Below are 23,355 nucleotides of genomic sequence, written 5' to 3' on the forward strand. Positions count from 1 at the left end.
CGATGCGCCGTGGATGTGCCGTATACGAGCGCGCGGCGCATGCGTCGCGCGCTCGTTGCATGAAGACCCACGATAGCGTCCATAAATCAGAACAAGGAAGGGGAACCATGTCGCATGCAATGCCCGACCGGCTTCTGCCGGGTTCGCCCTATCCGCTCGGCGCCAGCTGGGACGGCCTCGGGGTCAACTTTGCGGTGTTCTCGGCGAACGCGCAGAAAATCGAGCTTTGTCTGTTCGACCCCACCGGCCGCAAGGAACTCCGGCGTTTCATGCTGCCCGAATGCACCGACGAAGTCTGGCACGGCTATCTGCCGAACGCGCATCCCGGCACCGCATACGGATTTCGCGCGCATGGTCCGTATCAGCCGCAACATGGTCACCGCTTCAATCCGCACAAGCTGCTGCTCGATCCGTACGCGCGCAAACTGGTTGGGCAGTTTCGCTGGTCCGATGCGCTGTTCAGCCACCGCGTGCATTCGAATCGCGCGGACCTTTCCATCGACCGGCGCGATTCGGCGCCGGCCATGCCGAAGTGCGTCGTGGTCGACGAAGCGTTCGACTGGTCGCACGACCGACGCCCGAATGTGCCATGGGGCGAAACCATCATCTACGAGGCGCATGTGCGCGGTGCGTCGATGCTGCGCAGCGATTTGCGCCAGCATGAACGCGGTACGTTCGCCACATTGGCTGCGCCGGAATTCATCGCGCATTTGCTGAAGCTCGGCGTCACCGCCATCGAACTGCTGCCGGTGAATGCGCTTCTGAACGACCGCTTTCTGGTGGAGCGCGGCCTGCGCAACTACTGGGGTTACAACACGGCGGCGTTCTTTGCGCCGGAGCCGTCGTATCTGAGCACGCACCGGCTCGACGAAATGCGCATTGCCGTGCGTCAGTTGCACGCGGCCGGCATCGAGGTGATTCTCGACGTGGTCTACAACCACACCTGCGAAGGCAACGAAATGGGGCCGACCGTGTCGTGGCGCGGGCTCGACAACGCCAGCTACTACCGGTTGATTCCCGGCGACGAACGCCACAACATCAACGACACGGGCTGCGGCAACACCGTGAACCTGCAGCATCCGCGCGTGCTGCAAATGGTGATGGATTCGCTGCGCTACTGGTCGACCGCGTTCAATATCGACGGCTTCCGTTTCGATCTCGGCGTGACGCTCGGCCGCGAGCACCACGGCTTCGATCCGGGTTCCGGTTTTTTCGACGCCTTGCGCCAGGACCCGGTCCTCTCGCAACGCAAGCTGATTTCCGAGCCGTGGGACATCGGCCCGGGTGGCTATCAGCTCGGCAATCACCCGCCGGGATTCGCCGAATGGAACGACCGTTTCCGCGACTCCGTGCGCCGTTTCTGGCGCGGCGACGCCGGCTTGCGGCCCGACCTCGCCGCGCGTCTGACCGGCTCGGCCGATCTGTTCAACCGGCGCTTCAGGAAGCCGTGGGCATCGGTCAATTTTGTAGCGTCGCATGACGGTTTTACGCTCGCCGACATCACTGCGTACGAGCACAAGCACAACGAAGCGAATGGCGAAGACAACAACGACGGTCACAATGAAAATTGCAGCCGCAATTGGGGCGTCGAAGGCCCCGCCGACGATCCGCAGACTCTCGAAACCCGCGCACGCGTGGCCCGCTCGCTGACCGCCACGCTACTGATGGCGCTCGGCACGCCGATGCTGCTGGCCGGCGACGAATTGCTGCGCACGCAGAACGGCAATAACAATGCGTACTGCCAGGATAACGAACTATCATGGCTCGATTGGGAGCGCGCGCAGGCGCCGGAAGGGCGCAGGATGACCGAGTTCGTCGCGCGGGTGACCGCGCTGCGCAAACAGCATCCGCTGCTGCGCGAGACGCGCTTTCTGTTCGGCGACCGCGAAGTGTTGCCGGGCCTGTTCGACGTCGGCTGGTTCGACGAGAACGGCGATCCACTGACCATCGAAGCGTGGCAGGACCCGGAAGGCCGCGCGTTTACGCTGCGGCGCGCCGGTCCAGGCTTGAACGGCGAAACGGAAGTATTGTTGATGATGCTCAACGCGTCGGCGCACATGCTGCGTTTTACGCCTCCCCCACCGCACCTGGAATGGCACGTGCTGCTGGATACCGCCGAGCCGGAAAGCGCGCCGCATCGGTTGGCGGTTGCAGAGCTCGAAGTAGCCGCGCATAGCCTCGTGATGCTGGCGGCGCAACCGGTCGGCGAGGCGGATTGGCAGGCGGGCTGGAAAGCCGGCGCGCAGCACGGGCCGCGGCTATTGACGGCGCTGCCGCCGGATCCGGGGACACAACCGGCGGGAGACGAGAGGTCGCCATTCGCGTAAGCAGTCCACGCATGGCAGCACGCACAGCAGGGCGGCGGCTTCACGACGCATAGGGTGAATAAGGTGCATAAGACTCGTTAGACACGCAAGGCGCGGCTCGATAGCAAAACCGAAGGGTGACGAAATCATGTCCGAATGTCCGATTGATCCTCACGCGCATCACCACGCACATTGCCTGCCGTTCGGCGCACAGTTGCTCGGCGCGGCGGGGACGAAACCGCGTACCCGGTTTCGTTTCTGGGCGCCTTCGTGCAAAACGGCGCAGGTGGAAATCGAAAGCGGACCAGCACAAGGCGCGCACGACATGACACCCGCCGGCAACGGCTGGTTCGAAGCGACCGCCGATTGCGGCGCGGGTACGCTCTATCGCTTCCGGCTCGACGGCAAACTTGCGGTGCCCGATCCGTCGTCGCGCTTCCAGCCACAAGACGTGCACGGTCCGAGCGAAGTGATCGATCCGCGCGCCTACTGTTGGGACAACACGCACTGGCATGGCCGCCCGTGGGAAGAAACGGTGCTGTACGAACTGCACGTCGGCGCGCTAGGCGGTTATGCGGGCGTGCAGGAGCGCTTGCCGGCGCTCGTCGCGCTCGGCGTGACCGCGATCGAGTTGATGCCGTTGAGCGATTTTTCCGGCAAGCACAATTGGGGCTACGACGGCGTGCTGCCGTATGCGCCGGATTCCGCCTACGGCCGCCCCGAAGCGCTGAAAGCGCTGATCGACGCGGCGCACGGCCTCGGTCTGATGGTGTTTCTCGATGTGGTCTACAACCACTTCGGTCCTGACGGCAACTATCTGCACCAGTATGCGCGCTCGTTTTTCCGTGACGGCACACATACGCCGTGGGGCCCGGCGATCGACTTCGACCGCAGCGAAGTCAGCGATTTCTTCACTGACAACGCGGTGTACTGGCTCAATGAATATCGCTTCGACGGCCTGCGTTTCGACGCGGTGCACGCGATCGGCGATCACGCGTGGCTGCGCGATTTGTCCGACCATATTCGCGCGAAGACGCAGCACGGGCGGCACGTGCATCTGGTGCTGGAAAACGAACACAACAGCGCGAGTCTGCTGGAAGCGCATTTCGACGCGCAATGGAACGACGACGCGCACAACACGCTGCACGTTCTGCTGACCGGCGAAACCGAAGGCTACTACCACGCCTACGAGGACCAGCCGATCCGCCGATTGGCGCGCGTGCTGTCGGAAGGCTTTGCGTATCAGGGCGACCCATCGCCGATTCACGGCGGCGCGCCGCGTGGCGAACCGAGCAAGCATCTGTCGCCGACCTCGTTCGTGATGTTCTTGCAGAATCACGACCAGATCGGCAATCGCGCGTTCGGCGAGCGTCTGCGCAAGCTGACATCCGACGACGCGTTACGCGCCGCGACCGGCCTGCTGCTGTTGTCGCCGCAAATCCCGTTGCTGTTCATGGAAGAGGAATACGGCTCGACCCAGCCGTTCCTGTTTTTCACCGACTACACCGGCGAACTCGCCGACGCCGTGCGTGAAGGACGCCGCCGTGAGTTCGCCCGCTTTTCGGCGTTCGCCGACGAACAGCGCCGCGCACAGATTCCCGACCCGAACGATGCGAAGACGTTTGCTGCGTCGTCGCCGCCTGCGCTTGCCGAGGCGAGCGCACTGGAAGACGCAAAAGCGCGCCTCGAATGGATGCACTTCTACAAATCCGCGCTCACTGTGCGGGCGAAGCTGATCACGCCGCGTCTGAAGCATTCGAAAGCGCTCGGCGCGACGGTGTTGACAGCGCAAAGCGGCGCTGATGCCAATGCGCTGATCGCGCGTTGGAAACTCGGCGACGGCGAGACTTTATCGATCGCGTTGAATCTGTCTAACGACAGCGTGCCGTTCGCCGATGTCCCCGCCGGCAAGGTGATTTTCGAAACGCCGCCGCGCGTGCGCGAACAGATCGACACCAGGGTGTTGCCCGCGCACGCGTTCGTCGCATGGCTGACCGGCAACGTCAGCGACTACGCCATCGGCCACGATGCGCGCATCGCAGGTGTTCAGGAGCGCAACGCGTGAGTCCGACCCACCGCCCGAACGATACGATCGCCGCCCTCGCCACGCGCGCCGGCTTCGAGGTGGAATGGCGCGACGCGCACCATGCGACGCGGCATGTGCCCAAGCATACGCTCGCCGTTCTGCTCGAACGGATGGGGCTGCCGTGCGGTAACGCCACCGAGATTCGGCAAAGCGCCGCCGCGCTCGAGGCCGAACTGTCCGGCCGCAAACTGCCGCCGCTGATGACCGCCGAAGTCGAACGCGGTATCGCGCTGCCTGCCGCCGCAATCAGGTCCGACAGCCACTATCGGATCGAACTCGAAAGCGGCTCGATCATCGACGGCCGCTTCACCGCGCCCAAAGGCGAAGAGGCCTTGCTCACGCCGATCAGCGAGCCCGGCTATCACACGCTCGTGATCAACGAGCAGCGCATGACGCTGGCCGTCGCGCCTTCGCGCTGCTACACCGTTGCCGATGCATGGCGCACGCGGCACGGCGGCTCCGCGCAAACGCCGCCGCTGTGGAGCATCGCGGCGCAGTTATACGGCTTGCGCCGCACGGGCGACGGCGGCATCGGCGATTATTCGGCGCTCGCACAGCTGGCGATCGAAAGCGCGAAGCGTGGCGCGCATGCGCTCGCCGTCAGCCCGACACACGCGATGTTCAGCGCGGAGCCGCATCGCTTCAGTCCGTATTCGCCGTCGTCGCGTTTGTGGCTGAACGTCACGCATATCGATCCTGCCGCGGTGTTCGGCGCGGACGCGGCACGCGCCGCGATCGACGCCGCGCAAGCGGCCGATGCATGGTCGAGGCTCGAAGACTTGCCGCTGATCGACTGGCCGAATGCGGTCGTGTTGAAGCTGAAGGTATTGCGCGCGCTGTACGAGAACTTCTGCACGCGTGAACACGCGCAGGGCGCACCGCGCGCGCTGGAGTTTCACGGCTTCTGCGAACGCGCCGGCCGCGCACTCGAAGACCACGCGCGATTCGAAGCGTTGCAGGCCGCGCAACTCGCGCAACAAGGGGGCAACGGTCACTGGCGCAACTGGCCCGAAGCATTGCGCGATCCGCGCAGTCCGGAAGTCGAAGCATTTGCGCAAGCCAATCGCCATGAAGTCGAGTTTCATCTCTTCCTGCAATGGCTTGCCGCCAAGGGTTTGTCGCACGCTCAGCACGCGGCTTGCGACGCAGGCATGGCCGTCGGCCTGATCGCCGACCTCGCGGTCGGTTGCGACAGCGCCGGCAGCCATGCATGGTCGTATTGCGACGAGATGCTGCAAGGCGTGTCGGTCGGCGCGCCGCCCGACCTGTTCAATCAGGCGGGACAGGCGTGGGGCCTCACCACCTTTTCGCCGCGCGCGATGCGCACGCAGGGCTTCTCCGCATTCATGGACATGCTGCGCGCCGCGTTCTCCCATGCGGGCGGCATCCGCATCGATCACATTCTCGGCTTGCGGCGCTTGTGGCTCGTGCCGGAGGGCGAAAGCGCGCGCAACGGCGCCTATCTGCGCTATCCGCTCGAAGACCTGCTGCGGCTGATCGCGCTCGAATCGTGGCGGCATCGTTCGATCGTGGTCGGCGAAGATCTCGGCACCGTGCCGTCCGGTTTTCACGAACGGCTCGACGAGCACGGCATCGCCGGGATTCGCGTGCTCTGGTTCGAGCGCGCGCAAGATGGCAAGGGTTTCAAGCCGCCGCACGCATGGGATCGCAACGCGGTGGGCACCACGACGACGCACGATCTGCCGACCGTAGCGGGCTGGTGGCGCGGCAGCGACATCACGTGGCGCAACCGGATTGGCCAGACGATGGCGCGCGCCGACGGCCGCGACCCCGAGGAAGCCGCGCAGGAAGAACGCGCCGCGGATCGCGCCGAACTATGGAGCGCGTTCCAGCAGGCCGGCGTCGCCGCGTCCGACGTCGCTGCGCCGCCGCCCGACGACGCGCCCGTGGACGAAGCGCTGGCCTTTGTCGCCGCGACGCCTGAGCCGCTCGTCACCTACCCGCTCGAAGATCTGCTCGCGCAAGTCGAGCAACCGAATCTGCCTGGCTCGATCGACGAGCATCCGAACTGGCGCCGCCGCATGAGCTTGCCGATCGACGCGCTATTCGAGGACACGACGTTTTGCGATCGCCTGCTGGCAGTCGATCGCGCGCGCAGCGCCGCTATCCGTTCTACGACTCACGCTTCTTCGGAGCCTGATACGCCATGACCGTCCCGAGCTCCACGCTTCGCCTCCAATTCCATCGAGGCTTCACCTTCGACGACGCCGCAAAGCACGTCGAATACTTCGCCGCGCTCGGCATCAGTCACCTGTACGCGTCGCCGATCACAACCGCCGAGCCAGGCTCGATGCACGGCTACGACACCGTCGACTACACCCAGGTCAACGCCGAATGCGGCGGCGAGGCCGGCCTCAAGCGCCTCGTCGACAAGCTGCACGCGCGCAACATGGGGCTGATCGTCGACGTGGTGCCGAACCATATGGGCGTCGGCGGCTCGAGCAACGCGTGGTGGCTCGATATCCTCGAATGGGGCCGGCACAGCGCGTATGCGCGGCATTTCGACGTCGATTGGCATTCGCCCGATCCGGCTTTGCGCGGCAAGGTGCTGGCGCCGGCGCTCGGCGCGCCGTACGGCGAGGAACTTGCGGCGGGCCGCATTGCGCTGCATTTCGCCGCCGATACCGGGCGCTTCTATATCGGCTACGGTCCGCATGTGTTCCCCGTTTGCCCGATCGATTACGCGTCGATTCTGCAAGGCGCCGACCGCGCCGATCTCACCGCGCTGGCCGAGCGCTTCGAGGGCCTGACGACGCAGCCCGCCGATCAGCCCCGCGCCGCCGAAGGACGCGCCCTGCTACGCGAGTTCGCCGCGCAGCAGGGCGCCTCGGCGATCGAGATCGCGCTCGAAACGTATGCGCCGGAGGACCCGGTCACGCGTGACCGGCTGCATCGCCTGATCGAACGGCAGCACTTCCGCCTGGCGTGGTGGCGCACCGCTTCCGATGAAGTGAACTGGCGACGCTTCTTCGACATCTCCACGCTAGCCGGCGTGCGCGTGGAACGGCCCGAGGTGTTCGAAGCCGTGCACGCGCTGATTTTCCGTCTGTACCAGGAAGGCGTGGTGGACGGTTTGCGGATCGACCATATCGACGGCCTCGCTGAGCCGCGCGAGTACTGTCAGCGTCTGCGGCAGCGCCTCACTGAGTTGCGCGACACCGCGCCCTACGTGGTCGTCGAAAAGATTCTGGGCCGTGGCGAGCCGTTGCGCGACGATTGGCCGGTGGACGGCACGACCGGCTACGACTTCATGAACGACGTAGGCGCACTGCTGCACGATCCGGCCGGCGCCGAGCCGCTCGCGACGACGTGGGCCGAACTCACCGGCCGCAGCGCATGTTTTGTGGACGAGGCCTTAGCCGCACGGCGCAAGATCCTCACGGAAAACCTCTGCGCGGAACTGGATCGCGCGGCGCGTGCATTGCATCGCATTGCGCGCGATTCTCTGACGACGCGCGACTTCACCTTCACCGCGCTGCGGCGCGTGTTGACCGAGCTGGTCGTGCATTTTCCGATGTATCGGATTTATCCGCAGAACGGCTTGCGCAGCGCCGCCGATAACGTCTATTTCGAACAGGCGCTGGCCGGTGCGAAGGAAACGCTATCGCGCGCGGACCATGTCGTGCTCGAACGCGTGAACGCATGGCTCGGCGGCAGCGCCGAAGAAGTGCCGAATGCACGGGTTAACGCACCGTCGCAGGGTCAGAATAGCGCGCCGCCGATTTATGCCGGCTCCGCGCGGCGCACCGCGCAAACGCTGTTTTCGCAACTGACCGCGCCGGTCGCGGCGAAGGCGATTGAAGACACCGCGTGCTATCGCTACGGCCGCCTTTTGTCGCGCAACGAAGTCGGCTCGGATCCGGGCGACTTCGCGTTGTCGGTCGAGCAGTTTCATGCGGGGAATCTGGAGCGCTCGCAGCGTTTTCCTCACGCGATGCTCGCCACCGCAACGCACGATCACAAACGCGGCGAAGACGTGCGTGCGCGGCTCGCGGTGTTGAGCGAGATTGCGCACGACTGGAACGCGACATTGCGCGCGTGGTCGACATTGAATGCGCCGCATCGCCGGGCGCTCGACGGCACGCCGATCAGCAGCGTCAGCAAGAATGCTAGCTACGACTGGGCGCCCGGCCCCGCCGCCGAAGCGATGCTGTATCAGACGCTGGCGGGCTGCTGGCCGCCGGAGCTATCGCCGGACGATGAAGCCGGCGTCAAGGAACTGGCCGGGCGCGTCGCGCAATGGCAACTGAAGGCGTTGCGCGAAGCCAAGCAGCAAACCAACTGGCTCGCGCCTGACGAAGCGTACGAAGCGGGATGCCGCGACTTCCTGTTTGACATCCTCGCGCCGCAGCGGCGCGACGGATTCTTGCGCGAGCTGTCCGGGTTCGTCGCGCGGATTGACCGCGCTGGTGCGCTCAATAGCTTGCAGCAGACGGTGTTGCGGCTGGCGTCGCCAGGGATTCCCGATCTTTATCAGGGCACTGAGCTGTGGGACTTCAGTCTGGTCGATCCCGACAATCGCCGGCCGGTGGATTTTGCAAAGCGCGAGGCGTGGCTCGTGCAGACGCCGCCGTCTGGATTTTTGCCGAGCTGGCGCGACGGCCGCGTGAAGCTCGCGGTGGTGCAGCGCGTGCTGGCGCTGCGCGCGCATTTGCCGGAGTTGCTGAGTCAGAGTACCTATTTGCCATTAACCGTGCGTGGCAGGCATGCGGCGCAGGCGATTGCGTTCGCGCGGCGGCATGAGAATGCATGGGCTGTGGTTATTGCCAGCCGGCTCGCTACTGGATTGCTGGGTGACGACGGCGATTTGCCTTTGGTCGATCCGGCCAGATGGGACGATACGGCGGTCGAGATGCCAGCTGATCTGGCTGGGCGGGCTTTGTTCGACTGGTTAAGCCCGGCGGCGCCTAAGGTCGCTGAGAACGGATTGCTGTTTTTACGCGATGCGTTGGGAGGGATGCCGGTGGCTGTTCTGGTGGAGGATGGCGTACCAAGGGTTTAGGTTTTTTGCCTGCGCGGGCAGGCAAAAAAGAAACCTCAGGCGGCGCGGGTGAAAAAACCTTATCACCCTCCTTCATCATCGAAAACCTTCGGGTACACCCGCACGAGCACAATGCGAGGCCCCTTCATCTTCTTGACGACGACGTCGAAACGATCGAATTCGACCCTCTGCCCTTCAACAGGCAGATCATTGAGCGCCTGAATCACGATACCGCCCACCGATTCGGCCTTGCCCTCGTCGATATCGATCCCCAACGCGCGCTCCAGCGACACCACCGGCAAGCTGCCCTTGCCCATCAACGTGCCATCGTCCATACGCGACCAGTCGGCGTCGCCTTGCCGGAATTCGTCATGAATCTGGCCGACCAGCGCGCCCAGCAGATTATCGAGCGTCAGAAAACCGATCGGCTTAGAGTTCTTGTGTCCGACCAGCGCGAAATGCGGCGCGCCCTTCCGGAAGCGGCGAAACAGCTCAAGCGCCGGCATATCCGGTTTGACGTACTGCACCGGCCGCGCATATTTGGAGAGATCGTCGAGCGTACTGCCCGCGTGGCGCGCCAGCAGCATATCCTTCAGGTGAATCATGCCGGCCACGCGCTCGCCAGCTGCGTCTTCGAATAACGGATAACGGCTGAAGCGATGCCGCGCCACCACCTGCATGTTCTCGCGCAACGGCAAATCGCGCCGCAAGCCGACCATTTCATAAGCAGGCCGCATCAGATCGGACACGGTCATGCGCGAGAAATCCAGCGAATGCGCAATCGTGTTCCATTCGTCCTGACTGTATGCGCCATCCGGCGAACCGAACTCAGTCGCGACATTGGCACGGCGGCCGCGCAAGATCAGCTTGAGTTCGTCGGTCGAATAGTGCGAATCGTGGCCGTGGCCGGCGTCCAGTCCCGCGAGCTTCAGTACCGCGTTGGCGCTGGAGTTGAGCACCCAGATCGCCGGATACATCGCCCAGTAAAAGCCGTAGAGCGGCGTGGCGGCCCACAGCGATACCTTCTCCGCTTCGCGAATTGCCAGCGACTTCGGCGCCAGTTCGCCCACCACGATGTGCAGGAACGAAATGCACGAGAACGCGAAGAACAGCGAAATGCCGTGGATCAGCTTCTCCGACTCCACGCTGGCCAGGCTGAAGAGCGGCGTGAGCAGTTCGGCAAACGCCGGCTCGCCGATCCAGCCCAACCCGAGCGACGCCAGCGTAATGCCGAGCTGACAGGCCGACAGATAGGCGTCGAGCCGGCCATGCACCTTCGCCAGCAAACGTCCGCGCATGCCGTGCTTGACGGCAAGGCTCTGCACGCGCGTCTGCCGCAGCTTGACCAGACCGAATTCGGCGGCGACAAAAAAACCGTTGAGGGCAACGAGAAACAACGCACCGATAAGGGCGACAACCTGGATCAAAGCGGCAAGCTCCGGCAACAAAAGTTGTCAGTATAAAGGGTGAAAGCTCGACGAAAGTTAATCGCGTACGGGAAAACGCTGCGACAGCCGGCCCTCACGCGGTTGCCGTCGCGCTGAGCGGCACACGCAGCGCGAGCGTGGCCGCTTCGGCGTCTTGCGCGTCGCTTTGCTCGAAACTGCCGCCGTGGGCTTCCGCGACGCGCTTGCTCAGCGCGAATACCCATGCGATCCGTTTGGCTTCACGCGGTTCGCGCGCCTGTTTGCGGGCGAATGCTTCAAGCACATGCGGCAACGAAGGATCGTCCAGCGCAGCGGCTGTCACGTTGAAGGTGACGGTGGCGTGCCACGTGGCAGCATCGGCACGCGCGGCCAGCGCGACGGTTGCGCCCTCCGCGCTCGCTTCCACGGCGAAGGTGAGCATCAGCCACAAGGCGGCGGCAAGGCGCTCCCGATCGCCGCTGAGTTGCTCCGTAGCAAGCTGCGAGTTCACGACGATCTCGACGCCGCGCGAGCGGGCCAAACCTGAGCGCACCTCTTCAGCGGTTTCGTCGAGTAAAGGATGCAGCGGAAACGGTTCGTACGCGAGCGCCAACGATTTGGTTTCAGCGCGGGTCGCGTCGACGATCGTTTCGAGCAGCTTCACCTGCTGGTCTACGCCATTCCGGATGCCGGTCACGGCGCGCTGCGAGTTGGGGTCGTTCGCATCGAGCTTGCGCTCCAGCACGTAGGCCCAGCTATGAATCGCATTCAGCGGACCGCGCAGATCGTGCGACACCAGCGACAGCACGTGGTCGCGCATGAACAGCGCGGTCTCCGCCCGCAGATGCGCGGTGCGTTCGGATACGGCGAAGCCGGGACGAACCGGCTGACTGCCGCCGGCTCCGGTAGAAGACGTTGTCACGATCGAGCCCTCTCAGCCGGTACATGAATTGTTAAAAGAAGCCTAATTATAGGCATGCTGCCCGGCGCAACCACCCTGGCCAGACGGCCAAGGTGGCCGCAAACCGCGTGCCACGCGGCAATCCTCGGCGATGCGGCGCCAACGCGCCTACAATGTCGAGTTTTACGATTTGACCTAAGGAGCGACTCATGTCGACTGTGACTACCGAATCCGGCCTGAAATATGAAGACATCGTTGAAGGCACCGGCGCCGAAGCCGTCGCCGGCAAGACCGTCAGCGTGCACTACACCGGCTGGCTGACCGATGGCCAGAAGTTCGACTCGAGCAAGGACCGCAATGACCCGTTCGCCTTCGTGCTGGGCGGCGGCATGGTCATCAAGGGTTGGGACGAAGGCGTGCAGGGCATGAAGGTCGGCGGCACGCGCAAGCTGACGATTCCGCCGCAACTCGGCTACGGCGTGCGCGGCGCGGGCGGCGTGATTCCGCCGAATGCGACGCTTGTGTTCGAAGTCGAATTGCTCGGCGTCTAAGTTTTTCGCAGCTTTGCAATCGGGCATTGCCAATGAGTCACGCCGCCGTCACCGCGCCTAGCGTTTCGTTGCGCCGATACGGCGCGATCGAAGCGTCGGACGTGCACGACTTTCATCAGGTCGTGCTCGGACTCGACGGCGCAATGGTGATGGCCGTGGACGGCGTCGCGCAGCAGATCGACGCTGGTTCCGCATGGCTCATTCCGGCGGGCGCGCGGCACGATTATGCGGGTGTCGGCGAGAACCGGCAGTTGGTGCTGGATCTGCCGGCCGCCTCGCTGGCCATGCCGGAACGTCTGTTCGACCGCGCGCGGGCTGTCACGGTGGATGCCTCGCTCACGGAGCTCGTGCATCGAATTGCGGCGCATGCCACGGGCGGCGCCCAAGGCGACGATCTGGATACCCGGCGTTTTCATTGGGACGCCGCGGCGCGCTTAGGCGCAGCGTTGGTCGCCGACGCAGGCACGACAGCTGGGACGCAAGCGCCCGGCGCCGGCCTCGATTTCGCGCGTATCGACCGCTGGCTGCGCGCGCATCTATCGGAGCCGCTGCGCATCGCCGACCTCGCCGCACATTGCGGCTTCGGCATGCGGCGCTTTCATCAGCTTTTTATCGAAGCCTTCGGCGAAACGCCGCATCGCTATTTGCAGCGGCTGCGGCTCGATACGTCGATTACGCTGCTCGCCGATCCGCGCCGCTCTTTGACCGACATCGCGTTGGAGATCGGCTTCGGCGATCAGAGCGCTTACACGCACGCTTTTACGCGGCGTTTCGGGCTGGCGCCCGGTCAATGGCGCGCGTTGCGCCACTGAGTTTTCAACGCGAGCCTTCCACGCGAGCCGCCTGATCAGGCGGCCCGCTTTCCTGCTTCAAGCTCCGTTACTTCGAGCTCCGTTGCTTCAAGCTCCGTTGCTTCGAGCTCCGCGGCTTCAAGCTCCCATTACCCCGCCAAACCGCGCTCCAGATCGCCGCGAATATCGCCGGCGTTTTCCAGGCCCACGGCCAGACGGATCAACCCTTCGCTGATGCCTGCCGCCGCGCGCGCCTCCGGCGTCACGCGGCCGTGCGTGGTCGTGGCCGGATGCGTGATAGTGGTGCGCGTGTCGCCGAGATTGCCGGTGATCGAACAGATTTTCGTGCTGTCGATCACGCGCCATGCGTTCGCGCGCATCGCCTCAGGCGTCTCGCCCTTCAGTTCGAACGACAGAATCGCGCCGCCCGCCTTCTGCTGACGCATGGCCAGCGCGTGCTGCGGATGCGATTCGAGCCCCGGATAGAACACGCGATTCACGGCCGGATGCGTTTCCAGCCAGCGCGCGATTTCGAGTGCGTTCGCCGACTGCTTGTCGACCCGCAGCGACAGCGTTTCCATGCCCTTGAGCAGCACCCACGCGTTGAACGCCGACAGCGTCGGCCCGGCGCTGCGCACAAACGGAAACACTTTCTCCATGATGAACTGCTTCGAGCCGACCAGCGCGCCGCCGAGCACACGGCCCTGGCCGTCGAGGAACTTGGTGGCCGAATGCATCACGACGTCCGCGCCGAGCTTCAACGGCTGCTGCAAGGCCGGGCTACAGAAACAGTTGTCGACCACGAACAGCGCATTGGCCGCCTTCGCGATCTTGCTGATCGCCTCGATATCGGCGACTTCGGTCAGCGGATTCGACGGCGTTTCGAGGAAGAACATCTTCGTCTCGGGGCGCACGGCGTTTTTCCACGCGTCCAGATCGGTCGGATCGACGAACGTGGTCGTGATGCCGAACTTGCTGAAGATCTGCGAGAACATGCCGAGCGTCGAACCGAACAGCGCCTGCGAGCTGACCAGATGGTCGCCGGCCTGCAACGCCGACATCACCACCGACATGATCGCGGCCATCCCCGAGGCCGTGGCCATGCATGCCTCGCCACCTTCGAGCGCGGCCAGACGGTCCTGAAACATCGAGACGGTCGGGTTCGTGAAGCGCGAGTAGGTGTAATAGTCTTCGGAATTCTTGAAGCGGTCGGCGGCTTCGGCGGCGTTCGCGAACACAAAGCTCGACGTCAGGAAAATCGCTTCCGAATGTTCGTTGAAGTCGCTGCGCACAGTGCCCGAGCGGACTGCCAGCGTGTCGAAGTTCAGGGAGTTGTCCATGTTGGTTCTGGTTTCCAATGTTCCATGGCTGCGTTCAACGTGGCTCACGTGAGAAGGCGCGCGCAACGCTGAACGGCAGCAACAAAAAAGCCCGCTTTTGCGTCGGCATAAGCGGGCTTCATGTGCGGGGGAAGCTGGAGCGGAGGCGGATGACTGCGGCTTTTCCACCATTCGCTTTAGCTGTTTCGGGTTGCCCCGCGTCCGCAAGCTGAGATCAAATCGACGCAAGCCGCCATGCTAACACGCTCGCGGCGGGCGTGCAGCGCGCCACGCCGGTTGCGGGACCGCTCAACCTACCGACAATTGCAGGTGCAGTTGCGAACGCGCAGGCGCGCCGCCGTCGATCGCTTCGCTCGCGGCGTCGCGGTCCGATTGCGCGGACGGCGCAAGGCGTGCGGTTTCGATGCGGTCGAGATACTCCGTGGTGACATCGCCGGTGATGTAGTTGCCGTCGAAGCACGAGGCTTCGAACTCCTTCAGCGCCGGATTGATGTCGCGCACCGCCTGCTTCAACGCATCGACGTCCTGATAAACGAGATGGTCGGCGCCGATCATGCGCGCGACTTCTTCGTCGGTGCGGCCGTGGGCGACAAGTTCACCACGCGTCGGCATGTCGATACCGTAGACGTTCGGGAATTTCACCGGCGGCGCCGCCGAGGCGAAGATCACCTTGTTCGCGCCCGCGTCGCGCGCCATCTGCACGATTTCATGCGAGGTGGTGCCGCGCACGATCGAATCGTCGACGATCAGCACGTTCTTGCCCTTGAACTCGATGCCCATCGCGTTCAGCTTCTGACGCACCGACTTCTTGCGCACCGCCTGGCCCGGCATGATGAAGGTACGGCCCACGTAACGGTTCTTGAAGAAGCCTTCGCGATACTCGACGCCCAGCTTCTTGGCGACCTGCATCGCGGCCGGCCGCGACGAATCGGGAATCGGCATCACGACGTCGATCGCGACGTCAGGCAGTTCGCGCTTGATCTTCTCGGCGAGGTAGTCGCCCATGCGCAGACGCACGTTGTAGACCGGCACGCCGTCGAGCACCGAGTCCGGACGCGCGAGGTACACGAGTTCGAAAATGCACGGGTTCAGGCTCGGGGTCGTGGCGCATTGCTGCGAATGCAGATTGCCGTCGAGGTCGATGAAAATCGCCTCACCCGGCGCCACATCGCGCACGAACTCGAAGCCGATACCTTCGATCGCCACCGATTCCGACGCCAGAATCCACTCGACGCCTTCCGGCGTTTCCTGCTTGCCGAGGCACAGCGGGCGGATACCGAAAGGGTCGCGGAACCCGAGCAGTCCATAACCGGCGATCAGCGACACGATAGCGTACGAACCCCGCACCCGGCGATGCACGCCCGACACCGCCTTGAACAGCGCGGCCGGATCGAGTTGCAGGCCTGAACTGGACAGCTGCAATTCGTGCGCGAGCACGTTGAGCATCACTTCGGTGTCGGAATTGGTGTTGATGTGGCGGCGATCGATGCGGAACATCTCATCTTTCAGCTGCTGCCAGTTGGTCAGGTTGCCGTTGTGGGCGAGGATGATGCCGAACGGCGCGTTCACGTAGAACGGCTGGGCTTCTTCTTCGCTCGACGCGGAACCGGCGGTCGGGTAACGGACCTGGCCGATACCGGTGGTGCCGGGCAGGCTGCGCATGTTGCGCGTGCGAAACACGTCGCGCACCATGCCGTTGGCCTTGTGCATGTGAAAATTGCTGCCGTTCGCTGTCGCGATGCCGGCGGCGTCCTGACCGCGGTGCTGCAGAAGCAGCAGGCTGTCATAGATCAGCTGATTGACCGGAGAGTGGGAAACTACGCCTACGATGCCGCACATGGCATGTCCTTCAAAGGTACGAAATTCGTAACGGCGACCGGTGCCTGCTATGGAACGTAAAAGCAGCCGGATTGCGCCGGAGTACTGCGGGCTTCCTCTGATCACCCGCCTGATCGTCACACACGGACGTAGGCGGCGAGCGTCTCGGGAAGCAGCGGTTTCATTATGTGCACGCCGTCGACCGCGTAGGGCCGAAGCAGGGCGTTGCGCCAGAATTCCTGTTGGGGCAGTTCGGTCAAGCCCGCGAGGGCGACCAGAATCAGCACCAGAATGACCCCGCGCACGAGGCCGAACATCAAACCAAGCGAGCGGTCCACGCCGCTCAAACCCGTTGCCTGCACGATGCGGCTCAGCAGCGCATTCAGCACGCTCGCCACCAGCACCACACCGATCACCACCAGCGCGAACGCCAGCAGCCATTGGGTCAACGCGCCGCCCGGCCACGTGGCGGGAATAAACGGCACGACATAACTGACGAAGCGGCAAGCAATGAAAAACGCCGCAATCCAGCCGATCAGCCCGAATACCTCGGACAAGAAGCCGCGCCACGTGCCGCGCAAAGCCGACAAACCGATCACCGCCATTACAGCGTAGTCGAAGGCAGTGAACATCGCTCGCTTACTGTGCAGCGGCGTTGTTCGCGCCCGACGTCAAGCCAGCCTCGCGAACCTTCGCAATCGCGGCGGTGGCCGCTGCACGGTCGGCGAACGGGCCGGCGCGCAATAGCGTGCGGATCGTGCCGTCTGCCTGCTTCCGACGTTCGGTATATGCTGGCACGCCCGCCGCTTTCAACTTGGTGGCCCAATTGCGCGCACCGGCATCGTCCGGGAACACGCCGAGCTGCACAGCGAAGCGGCTGCCCGGAGGCGACGCAGGCGTGCCGGAATCGGCGTCCGCGCTCGCGGCGTTGCTGTTGGCGCTGTCTTCGCTCGGAGCCGGAACGTTCGCGGCGCTATGCGTAGTCTGCGGTTTCGCTGGCTTGGCTGGCGTCGGCGCCGCAGCCACTGGTGCGGTATTGGCCGCGACGGCCGGCGCTGCGCTCGTTGCCACGCTCTGCTGCTTTGCGCTACCGGACTGACCTTGCGTAGCTGCCGTTGCCGGTGCAGCCGGCGTAAGGCCGGAAGCGGCGAGGGCCGCATCGGGCGCCGGATTGTCAGGCGCTACGCCGGCCTGCGTGTCTTCGTCGACCTTGTGGGCTCTCGGCGCGGGGCGGTTCGGGATGTCGATGGAGATGTCGTCGGTGACGGGCTTGGGATGCGAGTCCAGCACCATGGGCAGGACGACTACCGCTGCCACCACCAACGCGATCGCGCCGACGAGCCGGCGCCGCGCACGCTGCTTTTCAGGCAACGTAGGGTCGAGCAGCATCGCATCGGCGTCCACGGCGCGCTCCGTGCGGCGGGTTCGCCGCTCCACGCGTTCGCCACGGGCGGCACGAGTGGAACTGGTGTTTGCGCCACGCCGACCGGGCGTGTCGTCTTTCTTGCCGAACGAGAAAATTCCCATGAATCGCTTGGTTCGAGGCTGGCGCCCGTTCAGTGTTGCTGCGATTTACGGTAGGCCATGACACCTGCTACCGTATAGAAACTGCCGAAAACCACGATTCTATCATTCTCCGACGCTCGTTTTAGAGCGTCTTGAAAAGCCTCGGCCGGCGTCGCGTAGCGCATCACGCTGCTATCGGCGCCATCGCTCACGCCCTGCTCGCGCAACGCAGCTTCGAGCTCTTCAGCGGAAGCAGCACGCGGAGTCGGCAAATCGGTCACGCACCAGTGGTCGATTTCGCCTTTCAGATGCGCCAATACGCCGGCAATGTCCTTGTCGCGCATCGCGCCGAACACCGCGTACGTGTACGGGAAAAAGCCCATATTGCCGAGGTTTTGCGTGAGCACCGCCGCTGCATGCGGATTGTGGCCGACATCGAGCACGATGGCCGGCTTACCGGGCAGGACCTGGAAACGCCCCGGCAATTCGACATTGGCAAGGCCGAGCCGAATGTCCTGCGCCGAGACCGGCAGACGGTCGCGCAGCGCTTCGAGAGCGGCGAGCGCCGCCGACGTATTGATCAGCTGGTTCGCGCCACGCAGCGCTGGATAGGCGAGCGCCGAACGGCGCATTGTCGGGCCCACGTAGCTCCATTGCTGGCGCTCGCTGCCCGCCTGCCCTTCGTAGCGGAAATCGCGTCCGAACAGCCACAGTTCGGCGCCGATCTGTTCGGCGTGATCGATCAGCGTTTGCGGCGGCACCGGATCGGCGCAGATCGCCGGCTTGCCCGCACGGAAAATGCCGGCCTTTTCGAAGGCGATTTTTTCGCGCGTGCCGCCGAGATAATCGGTGTGATCGATATCGATGCTGGTAATGATCGCGCAGTCCGTGTCGAGGATGTTGACCGCGTCCAGCCGGCCGCCCAGACCCACCTCGAAAATTACCGCGTCGAGTCCGCGCGAAGCGAACAGGCTCATGATCGCCAGCGTCGTGAATTCGAAGTACGTAAGCGTGACCGGTTCGGCGAGGCTCAGGCGCGCAGCTTCAACCGCTTCGAAATGCGGGAGCAGATCGGCGTCGCTCGCCATTGCGCCATTCACGCGCGCGCGCTCGTTGAACGACAGCAGATGCGGCGACGTGTGGCAGCCGACCGTAAAACCGGCGCGCAGCAAAATCGATTCGAGGATCGCGCAGGTCGAACCCTTGCCGTTCGTGCCGCCGACCGTGATGATCGGGCACGCAAACGACAACTGCATCGCGTCGCGTACTTTGGAGATGCGAGCCAAACCCATGTCGATGCCGACCGGATGCGCGGATTCGAGGTGCGTGAGCCACGCGTCGAGGGTGGGGAATGTGGTCATCGGGTGAATCGCGAGTGAATCGGTTAGGCAGTGTGGCGAATATGCGCGGGGGCCGTCGGTTCGGTGCGCTGCGTACGACGCCATTGGAGGTCGCCGCGGACTTTATGCGCAGAAAGCTGGGCCTGGCAGCGCGAATCATGCGGCGCTGCGTCACGAGACCGTGATTATCCCGGAAATGACAGCGCGCCGCTTGATGACTCTCGCGGCGCGCTATTTTTTGCTGCTTTTCGTACTGCCGCCGCGCTTCGAGGGTGCGGCGCTGGTTAAGGCTTTGACAGATCGATGCAGCCGCTTATTGTCACTCAACGGCGGTCACTCAACGGCGGTTCACTCAACGGCCGCTCATACACCCGCGGCTTACGCGACGGCGTCAGCCGGCTGGCGGCTCAGCAGCGCCATCAATTGCGCGAGTTCTTCGCGCAGCTTGCGGCGGTCGACGATCATGTCGATCGCGCCCTTCGTCAGCAGGAACTCGGCGCGCTGGAAGCCTTCCGGCAGTTTTTCGCGCACGGTTTGTTCGATCACGCGCGGACCGGCAAAGCCGATCAGCGCCTTCGGTTCCGCGATCACCACGTCGCCGAGGAAGGCGAAACTCGCCGACACGCCGCCCATGGTCGGGTCGGTCAGCACGGAGATGAACGGCAGCCTGGCTTCGGCCAGTCTGGTCAGCATGGCCGTGGTCTTGGCCATTTGCATCAGCGACAGCAAGCTTTCCTGCATCCGCGCGCCGCCCGAAGCGGTGAAGCAGATGAACGGCACCTGCTGTTCCAGCGCGTTCTGCGCGCCGCGCGCGAAACGCTCGCCGACCACCGAACCCATCGAGCCGCCCATGAACGAGAACTCGAAGCACGCGACCACCACCGCCAGCGTATGGATTGCGCCGCCCATCACGACCATTGCGTCGGTTTCGTCGGTGTCGTCCATCGCTTCTTTCAGGCGCTCCGGGTACTTGCGGCTGTCTTTGAACTTGAGCGCGTCGACCGGCACAATTTCCTGGCCGATTTCATAACGGCCTTCGGGATCGAGCAGGCCGTCGAGCCGCTCACGCGCGCCGATGCGCATGTGATGGTCGCATTTCGGGCAAACATGCAGATTGGCCTCGACGTCGCTGCGGTACAGCACCGCTTCGCACGACGGGCACTTGATCCACAAGCCTTCCGGAATCCCCTTGCGGTTCTTCGGGTCCGTTTGCTTGATTTTCGGCGGCAGCAGCTTATCGAGCCAGCTCATATTGAATCCTTCTCGGGGTCAACGGTAGAGCAAACGGCGGGACGAACCCGCCGTTCACACTACAGAAGACAAAAATAACTGTTGTTATCGGGCAGTCGCGACGCTATCGAGCGCCTCGCGCACTTCGGCGATGAAACGCGTGAGCGTTTCGGCAGCGGTGTCGGGTGCGGCTTGTTCGAGCAATTGCACGATACGGCTGCCGATCACGACGGCATCGGACACTTCGGCCACCGCACGCGCCGTTTGCGCGTCACGAATGCCGAAACCGACACCCACCGGCAGGGGGACGCGCGACTTGATGGCCGGGATTTTACTCGCGATGCTGGAAACGTCCAGATTTGCCGCTCCGGTCACGCCTTTGAGCGACACATAATAGACGTAGCCGCTGGCGATCTTGCCGACTTCCGCGATGCGTTCATCCGTGGAGGTAGGCGCAAGCAAAAATATCGGATCGATGCCAGCAGATCGCATCTGTTCGGCGAAGCTTACGCACTCTTCCGGCGGATAATCGACCACCAGCACGCCATCTACGCCCGCTTCCTTCGCGACCTTGGCAAACGCTTCGGTGCCCATCCGTTCAATCGGATTGGCGTAACCCATCAGCACGACCGGGGTTTTATCGTTGGTTTCGCGGAAGCGCTTCACATCGGCGATGACGTGGCGCAGCGACACCCCGTGCGCCAACGCGCGCTCCGACGATTGCTGGATCACCGGACCGTCAGCCATCGGGTCGGAAAACGGCACGCCAAGTTCGATCACGTCCGCGCCGCCGGCAGCGAGCGCGTGCATGAATTCGACCGTGCGCGCCGGGTCGGGATCGCCAGCCGTCATGAACGGGATCAGGCCTTTCTTACCCTGTGCGGACAGCGCGTCGAATGTGTTCTTGATACGGGACATGGAATATTCTCGGATTTAGGCTACTGCGCGCTCGCTTATTGCGCCTCGGTTTGCCGTTCGGTTTCGGCTGCAAGCGGCCGGGCAACAGCGGGAGCCGCCGCGACCGCGCTCACGCGTTCGCGCGCTATCGCGCAGTAACTTTCATTGATCTCATAGCCGACGAATTCGCGCTGCTGACGGGCGCAAGCGACTGCGGTGGTGCCGCTGCCCATGAAGGGATCGAGCACGCGCCCGCCCTTCGGACAACTTGCCAGCACCATACGCTCGACAATTTCCAGAGGCTTCTGGGTCGGATGATCGACGCGTTCGGCATGTTGCCGATGCAGCCGGGACACCGACCAGACATCCTTGGGATTATAGCCAAGCTCCAGCCACTTGCTGCCTTCGAACAACTTACGCGAACGCGCCTTCTTCGTGACGGCATCGTACGGGATGCGGACGGGATCGAGATCGAAGTAATAATCCTTCGATACCGCGAAAAAACCGATGTTGTCGTGCACCGACGTGAACCGGCGCGTCGTTCCGCCCATGCTCGGTACCCGCCGGTCCCAGATGATCTCGTTGACCATCGTGAGCTTTGTCTTCAGGAAACAGAAGATTTCCGGCGCGTACTGCCACGTGCAGAAGATATACAGCGAACCCGATGGCTTGAGCTTTGGAATGGCCAGCTCGAGCCAACCGTGCGTCCAGGCGAGAAAATCGTCACCTGAACGCATGTCGGAGTCGTTGCCATAATCCTTGCCGAGCCCGTAAGGCGGATCGCACAGGATCAGGTCGATCGACCCGTCGGGGATGTTCGACACATCGGTCAGAAAATCGCGGTTCAACAGCTGGATGCCGGCAGGCACCTGCGGCAACAAAGGTGCAGGCGCCTCGGCCGCCATTGCGCCGGCGGCCGGGTTGGTTTCAACCGCGGGCTGGGGCTCGTCGAACTCGTCGCGCATCGTCGCGGCGCTCAGAACTGGATACCCGATCGCTCAGCGACCGTGTGCATGTCCTTGTCGCCGCGGCCCGACAGATTGACCAGAAGGTATTTATCCTTCGGCAGCGTCGGCGCGAGTTTCGCAGCATAGGCCAGCGCGTGGCTGGATTCCAATGCCGGAATGATGCCTTCGATGCGGCAGCAGTCGTGGAAGGCTTTGAGCGCTTCTTCGTCGGTGATGCCGACATATTGCGCGCGCTTGCTGTCTTTTAGCCACGCATGCTCAGGGCCCACGCCCGGGTAGTCGAGGCCTGCCGATACCGAATGCGTCTCGATGATCTGGCCGTTCTCGTCTTGCAGGAGATAAGTCCGGTTGCCGTGCAGCACGCCCGGGCTGCCGGCGATCAGCGACGCCGCATGGCGGCCCGATTCGATGCCGTCACCCGCCGCTTCGACGCCGATCAACTGCACCGAAGCGTCGTCAATGTACGGGTAAAAGATACCCATCGCGTTCGAACCGCCGCCCACGCACGCAATCACGGCGTCCGGCTGGCGACCGACCAGTTCCGGCATCTGCACCTTGCACTCGTCGCCGATCACGCGCTGGAAGTCGCGCACCATCATCGGATAAGGATGCGGCCCCGCCACCGTGCCGATGATGTAGAAAGTATTTTCGACGTTCGTGACCCAGTCGCGCATTGCTTCGTTGAGCGCGTCCTTCAGCGTGCGCGAGCCGGATTCGACCGGCACGACGGTCGCGCCGAGCAGCTTCATCCGGTACACGTTGGCAGCCTGACGCCGAATGTCTTCGGCGCCCATGTAGACGACGCACTCCATGCCGAAGCGCGCCGCGATGGTTGCGGTCGCGACGCCATGCTGCCCCGCGCCGGTTTCGGCGATCACGCGCGGTTTGCCCATGCGCCTGGCGAGCAGCGCCTGGCCAATCACGTTATTAACTTTATGAGCGCCGGTGTGATTCAGGTCTTCGCGCTTCAGGAAAACCTGCGCGCCGCCGAGCAGTTCGCTCCAGCGCTGCGCGTGATAAATCGGCGACGGACGGCCGACGAAATACTTCAGCTCGCGCTCGTATTCGGCGACGAATTCAGGGTCTTTTTGGTATTTCTCGTACGCGACACGCAACTCGTCGAGCGCGTGAATCAGCGTTTCAGCGACGAACACGCCGCCATATTGGCCGAAATGGCCTCTTTCGTCAGGCAAGTTATACATAGCGATCACTC

17 protein-coding genes are annotated in these 23,355 nt (G+C 63.7%); 6 read left to right on the forward strand and 11 right to left on the reverse strand.

Going from position 1 to position 23,355, the window contains the following annotated elements; genetic code table 11:
- Positions 1 to 107: 107 nt before the first annotated feature.
- From glgX to treY, 4 genes are all read left to right on the forward strand, one after another.
- Positions 108 to 2,327, forward strand: a complete 2,220-nt coding sequence (gene glgX, locus AC07WT_RS37750) for a glycogen debranching protein GlgX (RefSeq protein WP_494950888.1) — start codon at positions 108 to 110, stop codon at positions 2,325 to 2,327.
- 127 nt (positions 2,328 to 2,454) lie between these two features.
- Positions 2,455 to 4,371: a malto-oligosyltrehalose trehalohydrolase gene (gene treZ / locus AC07WT_RS37755; protein ID WP_494950889.1), complete on the forward strand. Its 1,917-nt coding sequence runs from the start codon at positions 2,455 to 2,457 to the stop codon at positions 4,369 to 4,371.
- Positions 4,368 to 6,563 (forward strand): 4-alpha-glucanotransferase, encoded by a 2,196-nt coding sequence (gene malQ, locus AC07WT_RS37760; RefSeq protein WP_494950890.1) that lies wholly within the window; start codon positions 4,368 to 4,370, stop codon positions 6,561 to 6,563. Before treZ ends, malQ begins: the two co-directional genes overlap by 4 nt.
- Positions 6,560 to 9,415, forward strand: coding sequence for a malto-oligosyltrehalose synthase (treY, locus tag AC07WT_RS37765; protein ID WP_494950891.1), 2,856 nt, complete (start codon positions 6,560 to 6,562; stop codon positions 9,413 to 9,415). Before malQ ends, treY begins: the two co-directional genes overlap by 4 nt.
- Positions 9,416 to 9,477: 62 nt before the next feature.
- Here the strand turns inward: treY and AC07WT_RS37770 are convergent, their stop codons facing one another.
- Together AC07WT_RS37770 and AC07WT_RS37775 are read right to left on the reverse strand one after the other, a co-directional pair.
- Positions 9,478 to 10,821, reverse strand: a complete 1,344-nt coding sequence (locus tag AC07WT_RS37770) for a hemolysin family protein (protein WP_494950892.1) — start codon at positions 10,819 to 10,821, stop codon at positions 9,478 to 9,480.
- Between the two features lie 94 nt (positions 10,822 to 10,915).
- Complete coding sequence (locus AC07WT_RS37775) at positions 10,916 to 11,722, reverse strand: sensor histidine kinase (protein WP_494950893.1); 807 nt, start codon at positions 11,720 to 11,722, stop codon at positions 10,916 to 10,918.
- A 188-nt stretch (positions 11,723 to 11,910) separates the two neighbouring features.
- On the opposite strand from AC07WT_RS37775, the gene AC07WT_RS37780 reads away from it, so the two are divergent.
- Positions 11,911 to 12,252: an FKBP-type peptidyl-prolyl cis-trans isomerase gene (locus AC07WT_RS37780; protein WP_027803023.1), complete on the forward strand. Its 342-nt coding sequence runs from the start codon at positions 11,911 to 11,913 to the stop codon at positions 12,250 to 12,252.
- Positions 12,253 to 12,284: 32 nt separating this feature from the next.
- Positions 12,285 to 13,064, forward strand: coding sequence for a helix-turn-helix domain-containing protein (locus AC07WT_RS37785; RefSeq protein WP_494950894.1), 780 nt, complete (start codon positions 12,285 to 12,287; stop codon positions 13,062 to 13,064).
- 128 nt (positions 13,065 to 13,192) lie between these two features.
- Here AC07WT_RS37785 and AC07WT_RS37790 read toward each other — a convergent pair whose 3' ends face one another.
- The 9 genes from AC07WT_RS37790 to trpB all read right to left on the reverse strand — a co-directional run bounded on the left by AC07WT_RS37790 (position 13,193) and on the right by trpB (position 23,344).
- Complete coding sequence (locus AC07WT_RS37790) at positions 13,193 to 14,383, reverse strand: O-succinylhomoserine sulfhydrylase (RefSeq protein WP_494950895.1); 1,191 nt, start codon at positions 14,381 to 14,383, stop codon at positions 13,193 to 13,195.
- A gap of 288 nt (positions 14,384 to 14,671) precedes the next feature.
- Positions 14,672 to 16,222, reverse strand: coding sequence for an amidophosphoribosyltransferase (purF, locus tag AC07WT_RS37795; protein WP_494950896.1), 1,551 nt, complete (start codon positions 16,220 to 16,222; stop codon positions 14,672 to 14,674).
- Positions 16,223 to 16,338: 116 nt separating this feature from the next.
- Positions 16,339 to 16,833 (reverse strand): CvpA family protein, encoded by a 495-nt coding sequence (locus AC07WT_RS37800; RefSeq protein WP_492594751.1) that lies wholly within the window; start codon positions 16,831 to 16,833, stop codon positions 16,339 to 16,341.
- Between the two features lie 7 nt (positions 16,834 to 16,840).
- Complete coding sequence (locus tag AC07WT_RS37805) at positions 16,841 to 17,728, reverse strand: SPOR domain-containing protein (RefSeq protein ID WP_494950897.1); 888 nt, start codon at positions 17,726 to 17,728, stop codon at positions 16,841 to 16,843.
- A 29-nt stretch (positions 17,729 to 17,757) separates the two neighbouring features.
- Complete coding sequence (gene folC, locus AC07WT_RS37810) at positions 17,758 to 19,068, reverse strand: bifunctional tetrahydrofolate synthase/dihydrofolate synthase (protein WP_494950898.1); 1,311 nt, start codon at positions 19,066 to 19,068, stop codon at positions 17,758 to 17,760.
- Positions 19,069 to 19,425: 357 nt separating this feature from the next.
- Positions 19,426 to 20,298, reverse strand: coding sequence for an acetyl-CoA carboxylase, carboxyltransferase subunit beta (gene accD / locus AC07WT_RS37815; RefSeq protein ID WP_494950899.1), 873 nt, complete (start codon positions 20,296 to 20,298; stop codon positions 19,426 to 19,428).
- Positions 20,299 to 20,382: 84 nt separating this feature from the next.
- Positions 20,383 to 21,195 (reverse strand): tryptophan synthase subunit alpha, encoded by an 813-nt coding sequence (gene trpA / locus AC07WT_RS37820; protein WP_494950900.1) that lies wholly within the window; start codon positions 21,193 to 21,195, stop codon positions 20,383 to 20,385.
- 35 nt (positions 21,196 to 21,230) lie between these two features.
- Positions 21,231 to 22,139, reverse strand: a complete 909-nt coding sequence (locus AC07WT_RS37825) for a DNA-methyltransferase (RefSeq protein WP_494950901.1) — start codon at positions 22,137 to 22,139, stop codon at positions 21,231 to 21,233.
- An 11-nt stretch (positions 22,140 to 22,150) separates the two neighbouring features.
- On the reverse strand, positions 22,151 to 23,344 hold the full coding sequence (trpB, locus tag AC07WT_RS37830) for a tryptophan synthase subunit beta (protein WP_494950902.1): 1,194 nt from the start codon (positions 23,342 to 23,344) through the stop codon (positions 22,151 to 22,153).
- Positions 23,345 to 23,355: the final 11 nt, after the last annotated feature.

This window comes from Paraburkholderia sp. GW821-FHT02A12, assembly GCF_059422005.1.

What these genes read in the sequence shown, in the direction of transcription:
- glgX (WP_494950888.1), top strand. Translation starts at nt 108, where the DNA reads ATGTCGCATGCAATGCCCGACCGGCTTCTGCCGGGTTCGCCCTATCCG.
- treZ (WP_494950889.1), top strand. Translation starts at nt 2,455, where the DNA reads ATGTCCGAATGTCCGATTGATCCTCACGCGCATCACCACGCACATTGC.
- treY (WP_494950891.1), top strand. Translation starts at nt 6,560, where the DNA reads ATGACCGTCCCGAGCTCCACGCTTCGCCTCCAATTCCATCGAGGCTTC.
- AC07WT_RS37780 (WP_027803023.1), top strand. Translation starts at nt 11,911, where the DNA reads ATGTCGACTGTGACTACCGAATCCGGCCTGAAATATGAAGACATCGTT.
- AC07WT_RS37785 (WP_494950894.1), top strand. Translation starts at nt 12,285, where the DNA reads ATGAGTCACGCCGCCGTCACCGCGCCTAGCGTTTCGTTGCGCCGATAC.
- AC07WT_RS37790 (WP_494950895.1), bottom strand. Translation starts at nt 14,383, where the DNA reads ATGGACAACTCCCTGAACTTCGACACGCTGGCAGTCCGCTCGGGCACT.
- purF (WP_494950896.1), bottom strand. Translation starts at nt 16,222, where the DNA reads ATGTGCGGCATCGTAGGCGTAGTTTCCCACTCTCCGGTCAATCAGCTG.
- AC07WT_RS37800 (WP_492594751.1), bottom strand. Translation starts at nt 16,833, where the DNA reads ATGTTCACTGCCTTCGACTACGCTGTAATGGCGGTGATCGGTTTGTCG.
- AC07WT_RS37805 (WP_494950897.1), bottom strand. Translation starts at nt 17,728, where the DNA reads ATGGGAATTTTCTCGTTCGGCAAGAAAGACGACACGCCCGGTCGGCGT.
- folC (WP_494950898.1), bottom strand. Translation starts at nt 19,068, where the DNA reads ATGACCACATTCCCCACCCTCGACGCGTGGCTCACGCACCTCGAATCC.
- accD (WP_494950899.1), bottom strand. Translation starts at nt 20,298, where the DNA reads ATGAGCTGGCTCGATAAGCTGCTGCCGCCGAAAATCAAGCAAACGGAC.
- trpA (WP_494950900.1), bottom strand. Translation starts at nt 21,195, where the DNA reads ATGTCCCGTATCAAGAACACATTCGACGCGCTGTCCGCACAGGGTAAG.
- AC07WT_RS37825 (WP_494950901.1), bottom strand. Translation starts at nt 22,139, where the DNA reads ATGCGCGACGAGTTCGACGAGCCCCAGCCCGCGGTTGAAACCAACCCG.
- trpB (WP_494950902.1), bottom strand. Translation starts at nt 23,344, where the DNA reads ATGTATAACTTGCCTGACGAAAGAGGCCATTTCGGCCAATATGGCGGC.